Genomic DNA, 16,307 nt, shown 5'->3' on the forward strand with positions numbered 1-16,307 from the left:
CTTGGAAGCGGAGGCGGCGGAGAGGGCAGGATTTGAACCTGCGTGGACCCCCTGGGGGGTCCGACCTTGAGACACGCTCAGTGGTCCCCGATAAGCCGCTCCGGGCACCTCTCCTCGTTCCCGGATCCGGGGCGGTGCCCCTCGCCGTTCACAGGGAAGAGACTGCCGGACGGCGCTGACGGAGCGCTGACGAGGGCCTGACGGTGTCTCTGTTCCGTCTCCGTTCCGGCCGGTTGATATGTGTATTGGCCACGAGTGTCACAGGAATGTCTCAGGGCCGGGTGCCGGGCAACCGGGGCGGCGGAGCCCCTGTCTCGATAGGCGCAAGGCCCGCTCACCGGGAGCGGGGCCCGTCCCCAGGGGGAACTGATGCGCGTCCAGAAGATCTCGATGCTCGCTGTCGCCGGTGTTGCTCTCGGCCTGTCGCTCACGGCCTGCGGCGGCAGTGGCTCCGACCGCGCCTCCGACAGCGCGTCGCCCTCCTCGGCCGCGTCGTCCACCGCCACGAGCACCACGCGGCCCGGCTCCTCCGTCTCCGCCTCCGGCCAGGGCACCACCCGCACCACGCCGGCGGGCGCCGCGAAGAAGTCCGGGGTCAGTTGCACGAACCAGATCGACTATGCCGGTGACCCGCGGTCGAATGCGGAGATCAACAGCATCGGTGAGCAGACGGGTCACTGCCCTGCCCCGGAGAAGGGCGGCAAGCCCTCCGGCCCCGCGAAGAAGTCCGGGGTCAGCTGCACGAACCAGATCGACTACGCCGGTGACCCGCGGTCGAACGCGGAGATCAACAGCATCGGTGAGCAGACGGGTCACTGCCCCGCCCCGGAGAAGGGCAGTAAGCCCTCCGGCACCCCGAAGAAGCCCGGGGTCAGCTGCACCAACCAGATCGACTACGCGGGCGACCCCCGCTCCAACGCCGAGATCAACTCCATCGGCGAGGACACCGGCTACTGCCCTCCGGTCCAGCACTGAATTCCCCGGTCCGATCAGAAGCGGAACCGCCGCGAACACGACCGCCGCCCGGCAGGGGCGGCGGTCGTCGTCGTTTCCGGGCGGCCGAAGGCTCGGTCGAACCAGGGGCGTTGGCGCACGCCAAGCGGTGTGTGGCCGGATCTCGCGTCAACTCCTCTTGACCGTATCGCCGGTTCAGGTGCTTGCGGCAGCTTCTGCGCTTATCCGGTGTTCCGGAAGAAAATAATCAACTCAACGACGCCATCGAACTGGAGCAATACATGCGCCGTACCCGTATCGCCCCGCTCGCCGCGGCCAGTGCACTGCCCGCGGCAAGCGCCTCCACCGGCACCGCCCACGCGGCGGACGAGGGCGACATCGCGGTGCTCAGGACGGAACCGAAGCGGCCCGGCAGCGGCGGCACCTTCACCTGAGTCACGGCCGTCCGCCTTCGCCACACCCGCTTCCACACCTTGGAGAACCTGCACAGATGGCCGCCGAACTCGTCGTCATGGGGCTGGGGCACGTCGGGCTGCCGCTCTCCCGAGCCGCGGTCTCGGCCGGCCTGGCGACCGCGGGCTACGACGTGTCCCGCCCGGTGGTGCACGGCCTCACCGACGGCCGCTCGCACGTCGGCGGGGTCGACGACGCCGACGTCGCGGCCATGCTCCGCGCGGGCTTCCACGCCACGGACGACCCCGCGGTCCTGGACGGCGCGCAGACCGTCGTGATCTGCGTACCCACCGGACTCACCGACAAGGGCCTGCCCGACCTCTCCGCGGTCGAGGACGCGGCCGCGGTCGTCGCCGCCCATCTGCACCCCGGCACACTGGTCGTCCTGGAGTCCACCAGCTACCCGGGCACCACCGAGGACGTCGTACGGCCCCTGCTGGAGCGCGGCAGCGGACTGCGGGCCGGCGAGGACTTCCACCTCGCGTACTCCCCGCAGCGCATCGACCCCGGCAACCCGACCTGGGACGTCCGCAACACCCCGAAGATCGTGAGCGGGCGCACCGCGCTGTGCGCGAAACACGCCGTGGCGTTCTACTCCCGGTTCGTGGACCAGCTCGTCGTCGCCCGCGGCACCCGCGAGGCGGAGATGGCCAAGCTCCTGGAGAACACCTACCGCTACGTCAACATCGCCCTGGTCGACGAGGTCGCCCTGTTCTGCCATGAGACGGGCATCGACATCTGGGACGTCCTACACTGCGCGGCGTCCAAACCGTTCGGTTTCGCGCCGTTCAGCCCCGGCCCCGGCGTCGGCGGCCACTGCATCCCCGTCGACCCCCGCTATCTCGCCGCCCGCGCGGAGTCCCAGGGCTTCGCCTTCCGTACCCTCGCCGCCGCCCAGGACGTACTGAGCCGCATGCCGGACCATGTCGTGGAGCGCGCGCTGACCATCCTCACCCAGACCGCGGGACGTCCCGAGGGGGCGAGAGCCCTGCTGCTCGGCGTCACCTACAAACCCGATGTGGCGGACATCCGCGAGACACCGGCACGCCAGGTGGCCGCGGGGCTGCTCGCCGCCGGCGTCGAGGTGTCGTACCACGACCCCTACGTACCCGAGTTCACCGTCGGCGGCACACCGCTGCCCCGCACCGAGAAGCTGCGGGACGCCCTGGACCGGACCGACGTGGCCATCCTGCTCCAGGACCACGCCTGTTACGCGAGGGAGACGCTGGGCCAGGCCCGCTGCGCCCTGCTGGACACCCGCGGCAAGGCCGTGGGCAGCAGAGTCACCCTTCTCTGACTTCCTCTCACCCCCCGCCGGCTCCGCCCGGCGCATCCCTCAGGCCGGTCCCGCACCGGCCCCCCAGAGCCCGCGCACCGGCACCGCCGTGCGTGGATGCGGCCCTGCCCAGGCGCCGCAGTTCAGCACCGCCGTAACACCATCAGAAATCAAGGAGAACCCATGAGCACCGCTGCCGCCAACGAGCGTCTGGTCAAGCGTTTCGAGAAGTGGGACACCGACGGCAACGGGGTCCTCGACGCCGCCGACTTCCAGAGCGAGGCCCGGCGCATCGCCCAGAACCTGGGCAAGGACGCCGACGCGCCGGAGGTACAGGAACTCCAGGCCGCCTTCACGGGTCTGTACGAGTACCTCGCCGACAAGGCCGGTGTCGAGGCGGGCGGCGCCATCAGCCGCCAGCAGTTCCTCGACGCCACCGGGGACATGCTGTTCAAGGAGGGCGAGGCCAGCTTCAACCGCGCCCTGTCGCCCATCGTGAAGGCGCTCATCCGCCTGTGCGACGAGGACCACGACGGCCAGATCGACGCCCGCGAGTTCCAGGGGTGGCTGTCCGGCGTCGGCGTGCCGCTGTCCGAGGCCGGTCTGGCGTTCCAGAAGGTCGACAAGAACGGCGACGGACGGCTGTCCGAGGACGAACTGCTGGAGGTCGTCCGCGACTTCCACTTCGGCCGCCTCGAGGTCGAACTGCTCGGCTGATCCACCGGACCGCCCCCAGTGACACGGGGTGGCGCCGCCGGGCTCAGCGGCCGGCGCCACCCCGTGCGCGACGACACCGATAAGGCGGCGGCCGGACCCGTACGGGTCCGGCCACACCCGGGCCCCTGCACCCGACTCCGGATGCAGGGGCCCACGCGCGCGGTCAGGAACCCTGAGAGCTGCCACCGCCCTGGGTGAAGGTGACGGCCTGCTCGGGCAGCAGCTCCAGGTCACGGCCGCTGACCGAACGCTCGGCATGGATCAGGATGTTGTAGTGGTTCGGCAGATGGCAGGCATCGAAACCGAGCACCGTGCCGACCACCCTGTCCCCGACACACACCAGGTCACCCCGGTCGATCACCCCGCCGCACCCCAGCTCCACGAAGCCGAGGAAACCCACCCGGTCGATCCGGGCACCGGAATGCGGCTCCCACTGGTCGGTGGTGACCAGTTCGTGCACCTCACCGCGTCGTACACAGCGCGCCGCGTGCTCCTCCACCCGCATGCCCCGGTCCGTGCGCCGGTGCACCAGCACCTTCACCAGGGTGCCGCGCACCACCCGCTTCGGGCCGTCCTCCGCGGTGTTCACCGGCCCACCCCGTGCGCGGCGGGCAGGGCGCAGCCGTAGGCCGCCTCGACCAACTCCAGTGCGCCCAGCCCGCCATGCGCCCCCGCACCGGCCGTACCGCGCCCGTCCACGAGTTGCGCGAACTCGCCGAGAATCGCCTCGTACTCGTGCCAGAGCGACCCCTTGAAGGCGGTGTGCCCGGCCAGCATGTCGGCGCCCAGCACCTCCCCGTCGGCCAACTCCACCTCGACGTCCTTGAGTTCACCGGGGTACGACCAGTCCAGCTCGACCGATGCCATCGCCCCGGTACGGCCGCGCAGCCGGATCACCGCCCGGCGGTCGACGCCATGGCCGTCGCGTTCGATCGCGCACCCGGTGACGGTGAGGTCGCCGAGCAGCAGCCGTACCACGTCGAAGGCGTTGGGGCCGTTGTCGGCCAGACAGCCCCCGCCGCAGCGATCGGGGTCCAAGTACCAGTCCTCGCCGCCCAGATGGTCCTCGATGCGCTCCAGATACCGCACCCGGGCCGACCGGACCTCCCGGCCCGCGATCCGGTCCGCCAGTTCACGGACGGCCGTGTTGTAGCGGCGGTGGAACGCCGTCATCAGCGGGACCTCACGGCCGCGCGCCAGCTCCACCAGCAGCCGTCCCTCGGCCGCGGTCAGGGCCAGCGGCTTCTCCACGCACACCGGCACACCGGCGCTCAACGCGTCCCGGCACACGGGCAGATGGACGTCATTGGGGACGGCCACCACCAGGGCGTCCGGGCGGGCCTCGGCCAGCAGCACCCGATGGTCGGCGAAACGCGCCGCAGGACCGGAGAAACCCTCCAGGGTCTGCGCGCGGGCGTCGCACACGGCGGTCAGCTCCCACTCGGGGAGCCGGTCGGCGGCGGCCAGATAATAGGGGGAGATGGCGCCGAGGCCGATGACCCCGAGGCGCAGCGGCCGGTTCACCGGCGGCCCCCGAGCAGACCGAGCTCCATCAGCTCCTCGTACAGATGCGGCGGCAGCGGGATGCCGTCGCGGCGGCGTTCGGCCGCGAGTTCCGCCTCCCACCAGCCCGGATAGCGCACCGGTTCGCCGTCGCGCACCGGCGGGCAGTCGGTGAGCGCGCCGAACAGGGACCGGGTCGTGTCCGCGATGTCCGCGCCGGGGCGCAGCACCTGCGGGGCGATGGCGAGCAGGAAGAAGCCGATGTCGTCGTCGCTGCCGTGCGGCCGGCCGTCCCCCTCCAGCGCCGCGGGCGCGGGCCCGACGGCCGCGCCGGAGACCACGGCGGCCAGCAGCTCCACGGCGATGCCGAGTCCAAAGCCCTTGTGGACGCCGGTCCGCGCGCTCCCGCCGAGCCAGCGCAGGAACGCCTCGCCGCGGTCGAAGGCGGCCGGGTCGGTCACCGGCGCGCCCGCCGCGTCCTCCAGCCAGCCCGCGGGTACCGGCTCGCCGCGCCGGGCGGCGACCCGCACCTTTCCGGTGGGCGCGACCGTGGTGCTCATGTCCAGCAGGAACGGATGCCCGTCCAGGGCGGGCGCGGCGACACTGAGCGGGTTGGTGCCGAGCATCGCGACCGCGCCGCCCGGGGGCCGGGCGATGCGCTGGCCACCGCAGTTGCTCGCGACCACGCCGATCATCCCGGCGTGCGCGGCGCGCGCCGCGTGGAAACCGGCGCACCCGAAATGGGTCGCGCCACGGACCGACACCAGGCCGATCCCGTGCCGGGAGGCCCGCGCCACGGCGTTGTCCATGGCCTCGGCCGCCGCCCACAGGCCGAGCGCCCGGCGGGCGTCCACGACCGCGCAGGCGCCCAGGTCCGTGACGGTCTCCGGTTCGGCGCGGGGATCGCAGCGGCCGGTGGCGAGCAGCGGCAGATAGCAGCGGCCGAGGTTGAACACACCGTGGGAGTCGAGCCCGGTCAGATCGCCGTGGCAGAGCGCGTCCGCGGCGAGCCGGGCCCGCGCGGCCGGGATGCCATGGCCGGTGAACAGGCCGGTGAGCGCGGTGTGCAGCTCGCCGTGGTCGACCAGGACGGGGGTGCGCTCGGCCGCCGCTCGGTGGGCGGGGGGTGCCGTCATCCGGATTCCTTAGGGGATGGGGTCGGTTCTTGTACGGGTCGGTTCGCCTGGAAGCGGCTCACCGTGGTCCGGTCGCCGGGCGTCCGGCTCGCGCCACCGCCGGACGCACTCCGTCCGCGAAGGACGTGACGAGCCGCCGGACCACCTTGGCGAAGTCCTCCAGATCGGCGAGGTCCACGAACTCGCCGGGCGCGTGCGCGCGGTTGGCAGCGAGGTCGCCGGGGCCCAGCACCACGGAGAACGCGTCCGCCAGGCCCGCCGCCCAGACGGCGTCGCAGGTGAAGCCGGGATCGTCGGCCGGGGGCCGGGCGCCCGCCCGGGTCAAAAGCGCCTCGGCCCATGGGTCGCGGTTGTCCAGCGCGGGCAGCCCGTGCTTGTCCCAGCCGAGCCGGGTGACGCGGGCCGCGTCCCGCGCGGTGCGGGCGAACTCCCGCCCCGCGCCGAACAGTTCGGCGAAGCGGTCCAGGCCCTCGGCGAGCTGCCGGGTGACCGCGGTCTTCAGCCGGTCGCCGTCGGCGGTGGTGCGGTACGACAGGTTCAGCAGCAGTGTGCCCGTGCCGTGGACGCGGTTGTGGGTGTGGCCGGTGTGCAGCCCGGCCACGCACACCCGGGCACCAGGCACGGCCCCGTCCAGGCGGGCGGCCAGACGCTGGGCGAGGAAGCCGAGCAGCACGGTGGCGTTGTGCCCGGCGTCCGGGTGGTCGTCCACCGCGTCCTCGCCCGCCACGGTGATCCGCGCGGTCATGGCGGCGGTCGCCCGGGGCAGCGCGCGCAGCCCGGTCGGCTCGCAGAACACATTGAGCCGCCCGTGGTACCCGGCCTCCATCAGCGGCCGGGTGCCATAGGTGCCCAGGGCGCCGCCCTCCTCCCCGGCGACGGCCTGGACCAGGACGGTGACGTCCCGCCCGACCGCGGGCTGTGCGGCGGCGGCCGCCAGCCCGGCGAGCAGGGCGACCGCGGGCCCCTTGGCGTCGACCGCGCCCCGCCCGGTGAACCGGGTGCCGTCGTGTTCCGGCGGGGTGTGACCGGCGACGGTGTCCAGGTGCACGTTGAACATCACCGTGTCCGCGCGGGCGCGTTCGGGCCCCAGACGCAGCAGCAGACTGGGCTGGGCGGCGAGGAAGCGCGGGTCCCGGGCGGCGGCGCGCACCGTGGCCGGTACGCCGGGCCGCTCCAGGCAGTCGGGGGGCGGCGCGGCGAGCCGTACCGTACGGAACCCGGCCTCGGCGGCGGCCGCCGCGTACCGCTCCAGGAGTTCCGGCAGCCGGGACGGCGGATCGGCCGGGCCGGTCTCCAGCGGGTTGACGCTCGGCAGGCGCAGCAGGTCGAGGAGCAGTTCGCGGTACCGGCCGGTGAACAGGGCGCTCACGCCGGGCCGTCCGGGAGGTCCTTCAGCAGCGCGGCGAGCGCCCGCCCGGCCCGTACGAAGAGCTCGGCGGCGTCCGCACCGGCCCGGGTCAGCCCCTCGTGGGGCCGTACGGCCAGGTGCGGTTCGAGGGAGAGCGCACCGCGATAGCCGTGGGCGGCCAGGATCCGCAGGCACTCGGCGACCCCGGCGGCGCCCGCACCGGGCAGTGTGTAGGCGGTGGAGCCGTCCGGCAGCCGCACGGCGTCCTTGATGTGTACATGTTCCACGTACGGTGCGAGGTCGCGCAGCATGGCCGGGGCGTCGTATCCGTGGGGGACGCCGTTGCCGGTGTCGAACAGCAGCCGCAGGGCAGGGCTGTCGACGGCGCGCAGCAGGCGCAGCGCCCGGTCGGCCCGGTCTCCGGCCCAGCCCGCGCAGTTCTCGTGCACCAGGACCAGGCCCGCGCGCGCGGCACGGTCCGCGAGGACGGCGGTGCGGGCCAGCGCGCGGTCGGCCCATTCCCCCTCCGGCAGGCCGTCGTTGGGGTACGACATGATCCGCACCAGTCGGCAGCCGAGGGCGGCGCAGCGCTCGGCCAGCACATCGAGTTCGGCGAGGTCCGGGCCGATGTCGCCGGTGACCGGACGCGACCAGTTCCCGATCCGGGACGCCACGGCGACCACGGTGACGCCCTCGTCCGCGAGGCGCCGGGCGAGTGCCTCGAACGCGGTGGGGGAGAGGTCGGCGAGCGCGGTGCCGTCGACATCGCGCAGCTCGACGGAGGTCCAGCCCAGCCGTCGTAGCGCGGCCAGTTGACCGTCCGTACCGGGCGCGGCCTCGTCCCCGATGCCGGTCAGCGGTCCAAAGCCGGGGGCGCCGATGTGTCGGGGACGCATGTCAGCGGCTCCCGGCGTGGGTCTGGGGAACTCCGGGCGCCGGTACCGAAGCCGCAGTTGACGGCACGGTGTCCGGCCGGGCCACGACGGCGCAGCGCTCGCGCGCCACGCACAGCAGCCGTGCCGTCGCGCACGCGAGCGCGAAGTTCATGGCACCGGCCGTCCCGGAGGCGAAGCCCCGGTAGGCGCCTGCCAGGAAGTCGGTCAGGGCGTCGTCGCGGAAGACCTGGTGTTCGGCCTCGGAATCCGGGCCGTGGACGAGGAGCTGGGCATGGTCGTCGTCCTCGCTCAGCGGGAAATGCGCCGTGGCGGTGCCGCCCTCGAACTCGCAGACCACACTGCGCTGTCGGACCGCCGCACCGAGATCGGAGCGCAGCAGGGTCGTCACCCCCGACCGGTGTGCCAGCTCGATGCGGGCGCCACCGAGGCCGGGCAGCACCCGGTCCTCGCAGCGCAGGTCCCAGCAGTGTGCCGCCCGGAGTTCGGCCGGACCGGCCAGGTCAAGGGCGAGCGCCAGGGAGTGCGGGATCTCCACGTCCAGCGCGGTCGGGTGCCCGTCGGTGGTCAGCGACCGCAGGAAGCGCGGCTTGTGCTGCTCCACGGTGATACGGCGGAGGGGGCCGAGCGCCTCGTCGCGGACCAGTCGGCGCAGTCGGCCGGTGAGCCGGGAGCCGGTCCAGTGCGAGACGACCACCACATCCAGGTCGGCCCGCTCGCGCAGCCGTACCAGCGCGTCGAGTTCGCCCGCGGACGCGGCGAGGGGTTTCTCCACGATCAGCCGGCGCACCCCGTGTCCGGCGAGCCGCGCGATCACGTCGTACCGCAGCCGGGGCGGGGTGCACACATGGGCCACCGCCATGGCGGGATCGATCCGGGCCAGGGCCTCGTCCAGTGTGCTGACGGCCGTGAGCTCACCGGGCGCGCCCGCGCTCCCCCGTGCCTCGGCGCGCGGGTCGCAGCCGACCACGGGCAGGGCGACGAGCGGATCGCCCATGGCCGCGGTGCGCCGGGCCAGCCGGGCGAGGGTCTTCAGATGCAGTCCGGATCCGGAGCGGCCGAGCCCGACCACGAGGGGCTGCAGCACAAGGCCTCCTGGGGGAGAGGGAACAAGAAGCGAACGCCATGCGCGGGACGCCGGGTTCGACGAGCGTCGCGCACCACTGCGGCCGCCGCGCACAACTGCGGCACGCCGCCCGACTATTGCCGTCCGGTGAGGAAAGGGTCAAGCGAACCGGAACGCCGTTACCCACAAAGTGTGAAGATGATCCTTTCCTTTCTCCGTCTGCGGGAAGATCCGACTAGCGTGGCCGTTCCGCAGAAACGACGGGACGGATGAGAGTTTGCCTTCCAGTGGACAGCTTCGGGCGCCGGCCGGGGGCGCGACGCCGACCCCTCCGGGGACGGCCGAATCGATTCCTTTCTTCTCCCAGGCCGCCACTTTCGAACAATTGTGGCCGTCCATCGAAAAGACGGTGGGCGATGTTTTCGACAGCGGCAAATTCAGCCATGGGAAACAGGTCGGGCAACTCGAAAAGGAACTCGGGCACTACACCGGCGCCCGCCATGTGATCGGCGTCAACAGCGGTACCGACGCGCTGGTGCTGCTGCTGCGCGCCTGCGGACTGCGGCCCGGGGACGGGGTCCTGGTGCCGGCGTACTCGTTCTTCGCCACCGCCTCGGCCGTCGTACTCGCGGGCGGGCGCCCGCAGTTCGTGGACATCGACCCGCGCACATACGCGATGGACCCCGAGGCGCTCGACGCCGCCGTCACCCCCCGCAGCCGGTTCGTGATGCCGGTGCATCTGTTCCACACCATGGCCGACATGGCGGCCGTCGACGCCGTCGCCCGGCGGCACGGCCTCACCGTCGTCGAGGACAGCGCCGAGGCGATCGGCATGCGGCGGCGAGGCGTCCACGCGGGCCTGCACGGCAGGGGCGGCGTCCTGTCGTTCTTCCCCTCGAAGACGCTCGGCGCGATCGGCGACGCCGGAGCCGTCCTCACCGACGACCCGGAGATCGCGGACACCGTCGCGGCCCTGCGCCACCACGGCAGGGGCGGCCGTACGCTCAACGACTTCCCGGCCATCTCCACCGAGAGCGCGCTGCCGGGCGCGAACAGCAAGATGGACGACATCCAGGCGGCCGTCCTGCTCGCCAAACTGCCCCTCCTGGAGGAGCACATCGCGCGCCGCGCCGAACTGGCCGCCGCCTACACCGCCCGGCTGCGGGAGGTGCCCGGCATCCTCCGCCTGCCGCGGGCCGTCGCGGAGACACCGCGGGACCGCGATGTGCACTACGTCTACCTGATCGAGACCGAGCACCGCGACGCCCTGGTCGACCACCTCGACGGACAGGGCATCGGCACCGAGGTCTACTACCCGCTGCCGCTGCCCCACCAGCCCGTCTTCGGCCACCTGGGCCACCGCCCCGGCGACTTCCCGCACGCGGAGGCCGCCGCCCGGCGCGCCGTGGCCCTGCCCTTCCACCCCGATCTGCCCCCCGGCGACCTGGACCGCGTCTGCGACACCATCGGCTCCTTCCTCGCCACGACGAGGACCACCGCATGACCACCACACCCGCCCCCGCCGTCCCCTTCTTCCCGCCCGCCCTCTTCGAGGCCGACCGCGCCGAACTGATCGGCCTGGTCCGCGAGGTGGGCCTCGATCCGGAGCAACGTTTCATCCTGGGCGCCCGCACCGCGGCCTTCGAGGAACTGCTGCGCGCCGACCTCGGCGCCGCCGACGTGGTCGCCTGCTCCAGCGGCACCTCAGCGCTCTCGCTGGTGCTGCGCGCCATGGACATCGGCCCCGGCGACGAGGTGATCGTCCCCGCCTTCGGCTGCGCGCCCCTGGCCTCCTCGGTCGTCGCCGTCGGCGCCGTCCCGGTCTTCGCCGACATCCGCCCGGACACCATGACCATGGACCCGGACGACGCCGAACGGCTCGTCACCGAGCGGACCAGGGCGGTGATGCCCGCCCATATGTTCTCCGTGATGGCCGACATGCCCCGCTTCACCGAACTGGCCCGGCGGCACGGACTGCGCCTGCTGGAGGACTCGGCGGTCGCCCAGGGCGGCGTGCTGCGCGGAGTGCCGGCCGGACTGTGGGGCGAGGCGGGCGTCTACTCCTTCGTGCAGGTCAAGACGTGCGGCATGCCGGGCGAGGGCGGAGTGGTGATCACCCGGGACCCGGCGCTCGGCGAGCGGGTGCGGATGCTGCGCAACCACGGCCAGCGGCCCGGGCAGCGCTTCGTCCACCACGCCGTCGGCGTCAACAGCCGCTTCGACGAGATCCAGGCGGCCTTCCAGACGCACCGGTACGCCGGTTTTCCCGCGCGCCTCGCCCGGCGGGCCGAGATCGCCGCGTACTACACCGAGCGGTTCACCCCGCTCGCCGATCGCGGGGTGACCCCGCCGCCGCCCGACCGCGACGGCCGCTGCTTCTACGTGTACACGGTCCTCGCCGACGCCCGGGACGCCCTCGCCGCCCGACTGGCCGAGCACGCAGTGGCCAGCCACGTCTACTACCCGAGCCCCCTGCCCGCGCACCCCGCCTTCGCCCCGTACGCCCCACCGGACGCCTGCTGGCCCGCCGCGGAGGAGGCCGCCCGCCGCCATCTGTCGCTGCCGGTGCACCACTTGCTGACCGACGCCCAGGTCCGGCAGGTGGCCGACCTCGTGTGCGCCTTCGCCACGGCACACGGCTGACGGACGGCGGCCACCGGCAGGGAGCGCGACGACCGCCCGCCATCACGTCTCGCCGACGGGCGGTCGGCAGCGAGCACCGGCGACGGGCATCCGGCAGTCGCTCGCCACCGAGACATCGAGTCACTGAGCCACCGAGTCACCGAGTTACTGAGTACTGAGTCATTGAGCCACTGAGTCACCGAGTACCGGTGACGTCGGAGAGTCGGCCGCCACCGAGCACCGAGTACCGAGCACCGCCGACCCGAGGCAACCGGCCGTCCGGAGCAGCGCGCCACCGGGCCGGTGCGGCCCGTCCAGCACACCCCCCGCGCCCCACACACAGATCACCCACCCGCGCGCCCCCACCCCCCTGGGGCGCCGACCACCCCTCCCACAGACCGACCTGAAAAGGCCCCATGACCGACAGCATCGTGGCCGGCCGTCCCACGGCCACCACCCACGCTCCCAGCAGGCTGCGCGCCTACGCGCGGCTCGGCAAGCTGGACGTGTACGACTACTACCTCGGCGTCTTCCTCGCCCTGGCCGCCGCCCTGTTCCCGCTCGACGCCTTCACCGCCCGCAAGGCGCTGGTGCTGGCGCTGTTCCTGGTCGGGGAGATCGCCGTCCTGATGGCGATGGTCGCCCTGGACGACGTCACCGGGTTCCGCGACGGCAGCGACCTCGCCAACTACGGCCCCGACAACCCCTTGCGCAGCAAGGCACGCAAGCCCTTGGTCGCCGGGGCGCTGACGGTGCCCCAGGCGCTGCGCTTCGCCTGGACCTGCGCGGTGGCGGGCGCCCTGCTGTGGACGGCCGCCTCCGCGCTCGCCCCGCACCGCCCGCTGTGGGCGCTCGTCGCCGCGGGCGCGCTGTTCGTGGTGTCACTCCAGTACTCGTACGGTCTGAAGATCAGCTACCACGGTTTCCAGGAGGCGTTCCTGGTCGCCCTCGGCGCCGTGCTGGTGATCGTCCCCTACGGGCTGCTGACGGGGGAGTTCGCCGGCTTCCTGATGGTGCAGGCGGTGCTGTTCGGGTTCGGTCCGCTGATGTTCGGGGTCTACTCCAACACCAACGACGTCGAGGGCGACCGGGCCGTGGGCCGTCCCACCGTGGCCGCGCTGGTCTCCGAGCGGGGCAACGCCGTCTTCATCGGGGTGCTGTCGGCCGCCGAGTTCCTCATCGCCGCGCTCGCCTCGGCCACCGGCACGGCCCCCTGGTGGTTCGTGCTGCTGATGCTCCCCGCGACCGCGCTGCGCACCCGCCAGTACCTGACCGGATTCGTCCGCGGCGACATCATGACCGCCCGCAGGACCGGCTTCACCGTGCACCGGCTCGGCGTGGTCCTGATGACCGCGGCCAACATCCTCGTCGGCTGGGGGGCCACCCGATGACACCCGAACTGGACGTCGCCGTCGTCGGCGCGGGCATCGCCGGACTGACCGCCGCCCATGAACTGCGCCGCGCCGGACTCTCCGTCCGCGTCTACGAGCAACTCCCCGACGTGGGCGGCCGGATGCGCAGCCTGCGCCACCAGGGCTGGACCGTGGACACCGGCGCCGAACAGGTCGCCTCCCGCGGCTACCGGGCCACCTGGGAACTGCTGCGCCGCCTCGGCGTCACCCCGGCCGATGTGCCCCGGGTCGGCGGCGGGGTGGCCGTCTGGCGCGGCGGCCGCGCCCGTCCGGGCGTGGGGGAGCCCACGGCCGTACTCACCGGCGCCGGACTCTCCGCCCGCGCCCGCCGCGACCTGGCCGCCTTCTCCGCCTGGTCCGGGCGCCGCGCCGCCCGCTTCGACGGCGACCGCCCCGAACGCACCCCGCTCGGCGCCACCACCGTTCGCGAGACGGCCGCGCGCTACCACCGCGACCTGCACGACTACCTCTTCCAGCCGGTCGCGGGCTGCTTCTTCGGCTGGGACACCGGCCGCTCGGCCGCCGCCCCGCTGGTCAGCCTGCTGCTGGAGACCGGTTCCCCGAGCGGCTGGCGCACCTACCGCGAGGGCATGGACTTCCTCGCCCGCCGGCTCGCCGCCGACACCGAGGTCGTCACCGGGCGCACCGTGCGCGAGGTGGTCGACGCGGGCGGGCACGCCGTCCTGCGCTGCGACGACGGCGAGGTCAGGGCGCGGGCCGCGGTGCTCGCCGTACCCGCACCCGCCGCGGTGGCCCTGCGCCCCGAAGTCCCCGCCGACGAACGGCCGTTCCTCACCGCCTGCACCTTCACCCCGATGCTGAAGGTCAGCTGTCTGCTGGACCGCCCGCTCGCCCCGGCCGCGCGGCGCCCGGTACACATCCTGCTCACCCCGGCCGCCGAGGAGCAGCTGCTCTCCGGCGTCGTCGTGGACCACGCCAAGGACCCCGGCCGCGCCCCCGAGGGCCGCGGCCTCATCACCCTCGTGGCCGCCCCCCGCCAGGTTCCCGAGCTCCTGGACGCCGACCCGGACGACGCCGCCGACCTGCTCGTCCACGCGGCCGAACGCTACGTCCCCGGCATCGGCGCCGCCCGCCGCCACCACTTCACGCACCCCTTCCGCCACGGCCTGCCCGAAGCCACCCCGGCGGCCCTCGCCGAACGCGCCGCCTTCCTGGACCGGCCGGTGCGCGCGGTGGAGTACGCCGGTGACTGGGTGATGCTCCGCCCCGCGTCCGAGGGCGCCGTCCGCGCGGGCGCGCTCGCCGCGTCCCGCGTCCTGAGCAGGCTCGGCCGACCCCGCCCGGCCGGCCCCGACCGACTGGAGAAGTCCGTTGCGACCGCATGACATGGGCACCCTGTTCGACGAGGCCGCGGCGGCCGGCGCCCGCACCGTGTTCCATCTCGACCGGCCCCTCGACATCGCCCCGGACGCCGGAACCCGCTGGAGCGTCCCGGAACTCGCCGACCTCGTCCGGGTGACCGCCGCCCGGCTGGCCGCCGCCGGGGTGCGGCCCGGGGACCGGGTGGCGATCGTCAAGGACAACCACTGGGACTACGACCTGCTCGCCTGCGCCGCCGTCCGCGCCGGTGCCGTCCCCGCGCTGCTGTCCGCCCGGCTGGAACCGGAGACGCTGCGCACCCTGCTGGAGCGGCTGCGCCCGGCCGCGCTCGTCACCACCTCCGCGCTGCTCGCCCGCTGCCGGGCCGCGGGCCCACCGGTCCGCGTCACCCTCGACGCCGAGGTGCCCGGCGCCGTCCACCTCGACGCGCTGGACGCCGGCCGGCCCCGCCCACCGGTACGGCGGTCCGACGACGATCCTCTGGTCATCCACCACACCTCCGGCACGACCGGGGTACCCAAGCTGGTCGTCCACTCCACCCGCACCCTCGTGCACAAACTCGCCCGCTTCGAGGCGGTGCGCTACCCGGGCATCGGCATCCGCCGGGACGACGTCCTGCTCAACGCCAGCGCCTACGCGCACGGCCGCACCTTCTGCTGGACGGCGGTGATCCTGTCCACCCCGCCCGCCGAGGTCGTCCTGCTCACCGGCGACGACCCGGACACCGCCGACCCGCTGCTGCGCGCCCACCCGCCCACCGTCGTCGAGGCGCTGCCCGCCACCTACGTACGGATGCGGCCGCTCACCACCCGCCTGGACAACCCCTTCCGGCGCGTCCGGCTCTACATCAGCACCTACGACGCCGTCCACCCGCCCGCCCTGCGCGCCTACCTGACCGCGACCCGCCACCGCCGCCCGCTGTGGATGCAGGGGTGGGGCCAGACCGAGACCGGACCGCTGACCTTCCGCTTCCACACCCGGCGCGCCGCGCTCGCACCGGACGCGGAGACCACGGCGCGCCGCCTCGGCCGCCCGGTGCCGGGCCGGACCCGGCTGCGCGCGGTCGACCCGGACACCCTGCGCCCGGTGCCGCGCGGCCGACCCGGACTGCTCCTGGTGCGCACCGCCGCCCTCGCCCTCGGCTACCCCGGCGAGGACGAACGCTGGGACGCCAAACGCGTCGGCGACTGGTGGTCCACGGGCGACATCGGCGTGCACCACCGCGACGGGAGCGTCAGCGTCCTGGACCGCGAGGTCGACAGCATGCCCGGCCTGAGCTGCCTGCGGACCGAGGACCTGCTGGAGGAACGGCTGCCCCAGGCCCTCGAATGCGTCATCCTCGGCGCAGGCGACGGCGATCCGCTGCCCGTCGTGATCACCGCCGACGGCCGACTCGACCCGGGCGCCTGGAAAGAGGCCACGAACGGCCTACCGGCACTGCGTGAACCGGCCGTCCTCACCTGGGACGATGTGCCCCGCACCGGCACCGGCAAGGTCCGCCGCGCCGCCCTGGCGCGCCGCCTCACCGGCACCGGGCTCGCGGGCACCGGCCGCTGGACCTGACGGACGGCGCCCTCGGCCTCATC

15 protein-coding genes and 1 pseudogene are annotated in these 16,307 nt (G+C 73.6%); 9 read left to right on the top strand and 7 right to left on the bottom strand.

The annotated features are described in order from the left end of the window. Nucleotides 1-17 precede the first annotated feature (17 nt). Nucleotides 18-114: pseudogene (locus AB0N90_RS18420) on the bottom strand. A 255-nt stretch (nucleotides 115-369) separates the two neighbouring features. Between AB0N90_RS18420 and AB0N90_RS18425 the strand changes: the two are divergent. From AB0N90_RS18425 to AB0N90_RS18440, 4 genes are all read left to right on the top strand, one after another. Continuing rightward, nucleotides 370-975 carry a hypothetical protein gene (locus tag AB0N90_RS18425; RefSeq protein ID WP_365197738.1) on the top strand — a complete coding sequence of 202 codons (606 nt, stop codon included), beginning with the start codon at nucleotides 370-372 and terminating at the stop codon, nucleotides 973-975. A 182-nt stretch (nucleotides 976-1,157) separates the two neighbouring features. Continuing rightward, nucleotides 1,158-1,388, top strand: coding sequence for a hypothetical protein (locus AB0N90_RS18430; RefSeq protein WP_136103773.1), 231 nt, complete (start codon nucleotides 1,158-1,160; stop codon nucleotides 1,386-1,388). A gap of 56 nt (nucleotides 1,389-1,444) precedes the next feature. Then, nucleotides 1,445-2,704, top strand: coding sequence for a nucleotide sugar dehydrogenase (locus tag AB0N90_RS18435; RefSeq protein WP_365197741.1), 1,260 nt, complete (start codon nucleotides 1,445-1,447; stop codon nucleotides 2,702-2,704). 162 nt (nucleotides 2,705-2,866) lie between these two features. Beyond that, complete coding sequence (locus tag AB0N90_RS18440) at nucleotides 2,867-3,400, top strand: EF-hand domain-containing protein (protein WP_361681978.1); 534 nt, start codon at nucleotides 2,867-2,869, stop codon at nucleotides 3,398-3,400. A gap of 163 nt (nucleotides 3,401-3,563) precedes the next feature. Here AB0N90_RS18440 and AB0N90_RS18445 read toward each other — a convergent pair whose 3' ends face one another. The 6 genes from AB0N90_RS18445 to AB0N90_RS18470 are packed head-to-tail and all read right to left on the bottom strand — an operon-like array spanning nucleotide 3,564 to nucleotide 9,367. Next, on the bottom strand, nucleotides 3,564-3,989 hold the full coding sequence (locus AB0N90_RS18445; protein ID WP_365197744.1) for a hypothetical protein: 426 nt from the start codon (nucleotides 3,987-3,989) through the stop codon (nucleotides 3,564-3,566). After that, nucleotides 3,986-4,924, bottom strand: a complete 939-nt coding sequence (locus AB0N90_RS18450) for a Gfo/Idh/MocA family oxidoreductase (protein WP_365197748.1) — start codon at nucleotides 4,922-4,924, stop codon at nucleotides 3,986-3,988. Before AB0N90_RS18450 ends, AB0N90_RS18445 begins: the two co-directional genes overlap by 4 nt. Further along, entirely contained in the window at nucleotides 4,921-6,039 is a 1,119-nt protein-coding gene (locus AB0N90_RS18455) for an Ldh family oxidoreductase (protein WP_365197750.1), read from the bottom strand. The genes AB0N90_RS18450 and AB0N90_RS18455 overlap by 4 nt, the downstream gene beginning before the upstream one ends. A gap of 58 nt (nucleotides 6,040-6,097) precedes the next feature. Next, nucleotides 6,098-7,408, bottom strand: coding sequence for a M20/M25/M40 family metallo-hydrolase (locus AB0N90_RS18460; protein ID WP_361681990.1), 1,311 nt, complete (start codon nucleotides 7,406-7,408; stop codon nucleotides 6,098-6,100). After that, on the bottom strand, nucleotides 7,405-8,283 hold the full coding sequence (locus AB0N90_RS18465; protein WP_365197753.1) for a sugar phosphate isomerase/epimerase family protein: 879 nt from the start codon (nucleotides 8,281-8,283) through the stop codon (nucleotides 7,405-7,407). The genes AB0N90_RS18460 and AB0N90_RS18465 overlap by 4 nt, the downstream gene beginning before the upstream one ends. A 1-nt stretch (nucleotide 8,284) precedes the next feature. After that, complete coding sequence (locus tag AB0N90_RS18470) at nucleotides 8,285-9,367, bottom strand: Gfo/Idh/MocA family oxidoreductase (RefSeq protein ID WP_365197756.1); 1,083 nt, start codon at nucleotides 9,365-9,367, stop codon at nucleotides 8,285-8,287. A gap of 388 nt (nucleotides 9,368-9,755) precedes the next feature. Here AB0N90_RS18470 and AB0N90_RS18475 point away from each other — a divergent pair, with 388 nt between their 5' ends. The 5 genes from AB0N90_RS18475 (at nucleotide 9,756) to AB0N90_RS18495 (ending at nucleotide 16,284) form a co-directional block, all read left to right on the top strand. Next, nucleotides 9,756-10,850, top strand: a complete 1,095-nt coding sequence (locus tag AB0N90_RS18475; RefSeq protein ID WP_361681999.1) for a DegT/DnrJ/EryC1/StrS family aminotransferase — start codon at nucleotides 9,756-9,758, stop codon at nucleotides 10,848-10,850. Further along, nucleotides 10,847-11,989 (top strand): DegT/DnrJ/EryC1/StrS family aminotransferase, encoded by a 1,143-nt coding sequence (locus AB0N90_RS18480; protein ID WP_365197759.1) that lies wholly within the window; start codon nucleotides 10,847-10,849, stop codon nucleotides 11,987-11,989. The genes AB0N90_RS18475 and AB0N90_RS18480 overlap by 4 nt, the downstream gene beginning before the upstream one ends. A gap of 395 nt (nucleotides 11,990-12,384) precedes the next feature. Next, entirely contained in the window at nucleotides 12,385-13,359 is a 975-nt protein-coding gene (locus AB0N90_RS18485) for a UbiA family prenyltransferase (protein ID WP_365197762.1), read from the top strand. After that, nucleotides 13,356-14,726, top strand: a complete 1,371-nt coding sequence (locus tag AB0N90_RS18490) for an FAD-dependent oxidoreductase (protein WP_365197764.1) — start codon at nucleotides 13,356-13,358, stop codon at nucleotides 14,724-14,726. The genes AB0N90_RS18485 and AB0N90_RS18490 overlap by 4 nt, the downstream gene beginning before the upstream one ends. Beyond that, nucleotides 14,713-16,284: an AMP-binding protein gene (locus AB0N90_RS18495; RefSeq protein WP_365197767.1), complete on the top strand. Its 1,572-nt coding sequence runs from the start codon at nucleotides 14,713-14,715 to the stop codon at nucleotides 16,282-16,284. Before AB0N90_RS18490 ends, AB0N90_RS18495 begins: the two co-directional genes overlap by 14 nt. The last annotated feature ends 23 nt before the right edge of the window (nucleotides 16,285-16,307 follow it).

The sequence above is a fragment of the Streptomyces sp. NPDC093018 genome (assembly GCF_040684035.1).
GTDB classification, from domain to species: domain Bacteria; phylum Actinomycetota; class Actinomycetes; order Streptomycetales; family Streptomycetaceae; genus Streptomyces; species Streptomyces murinus.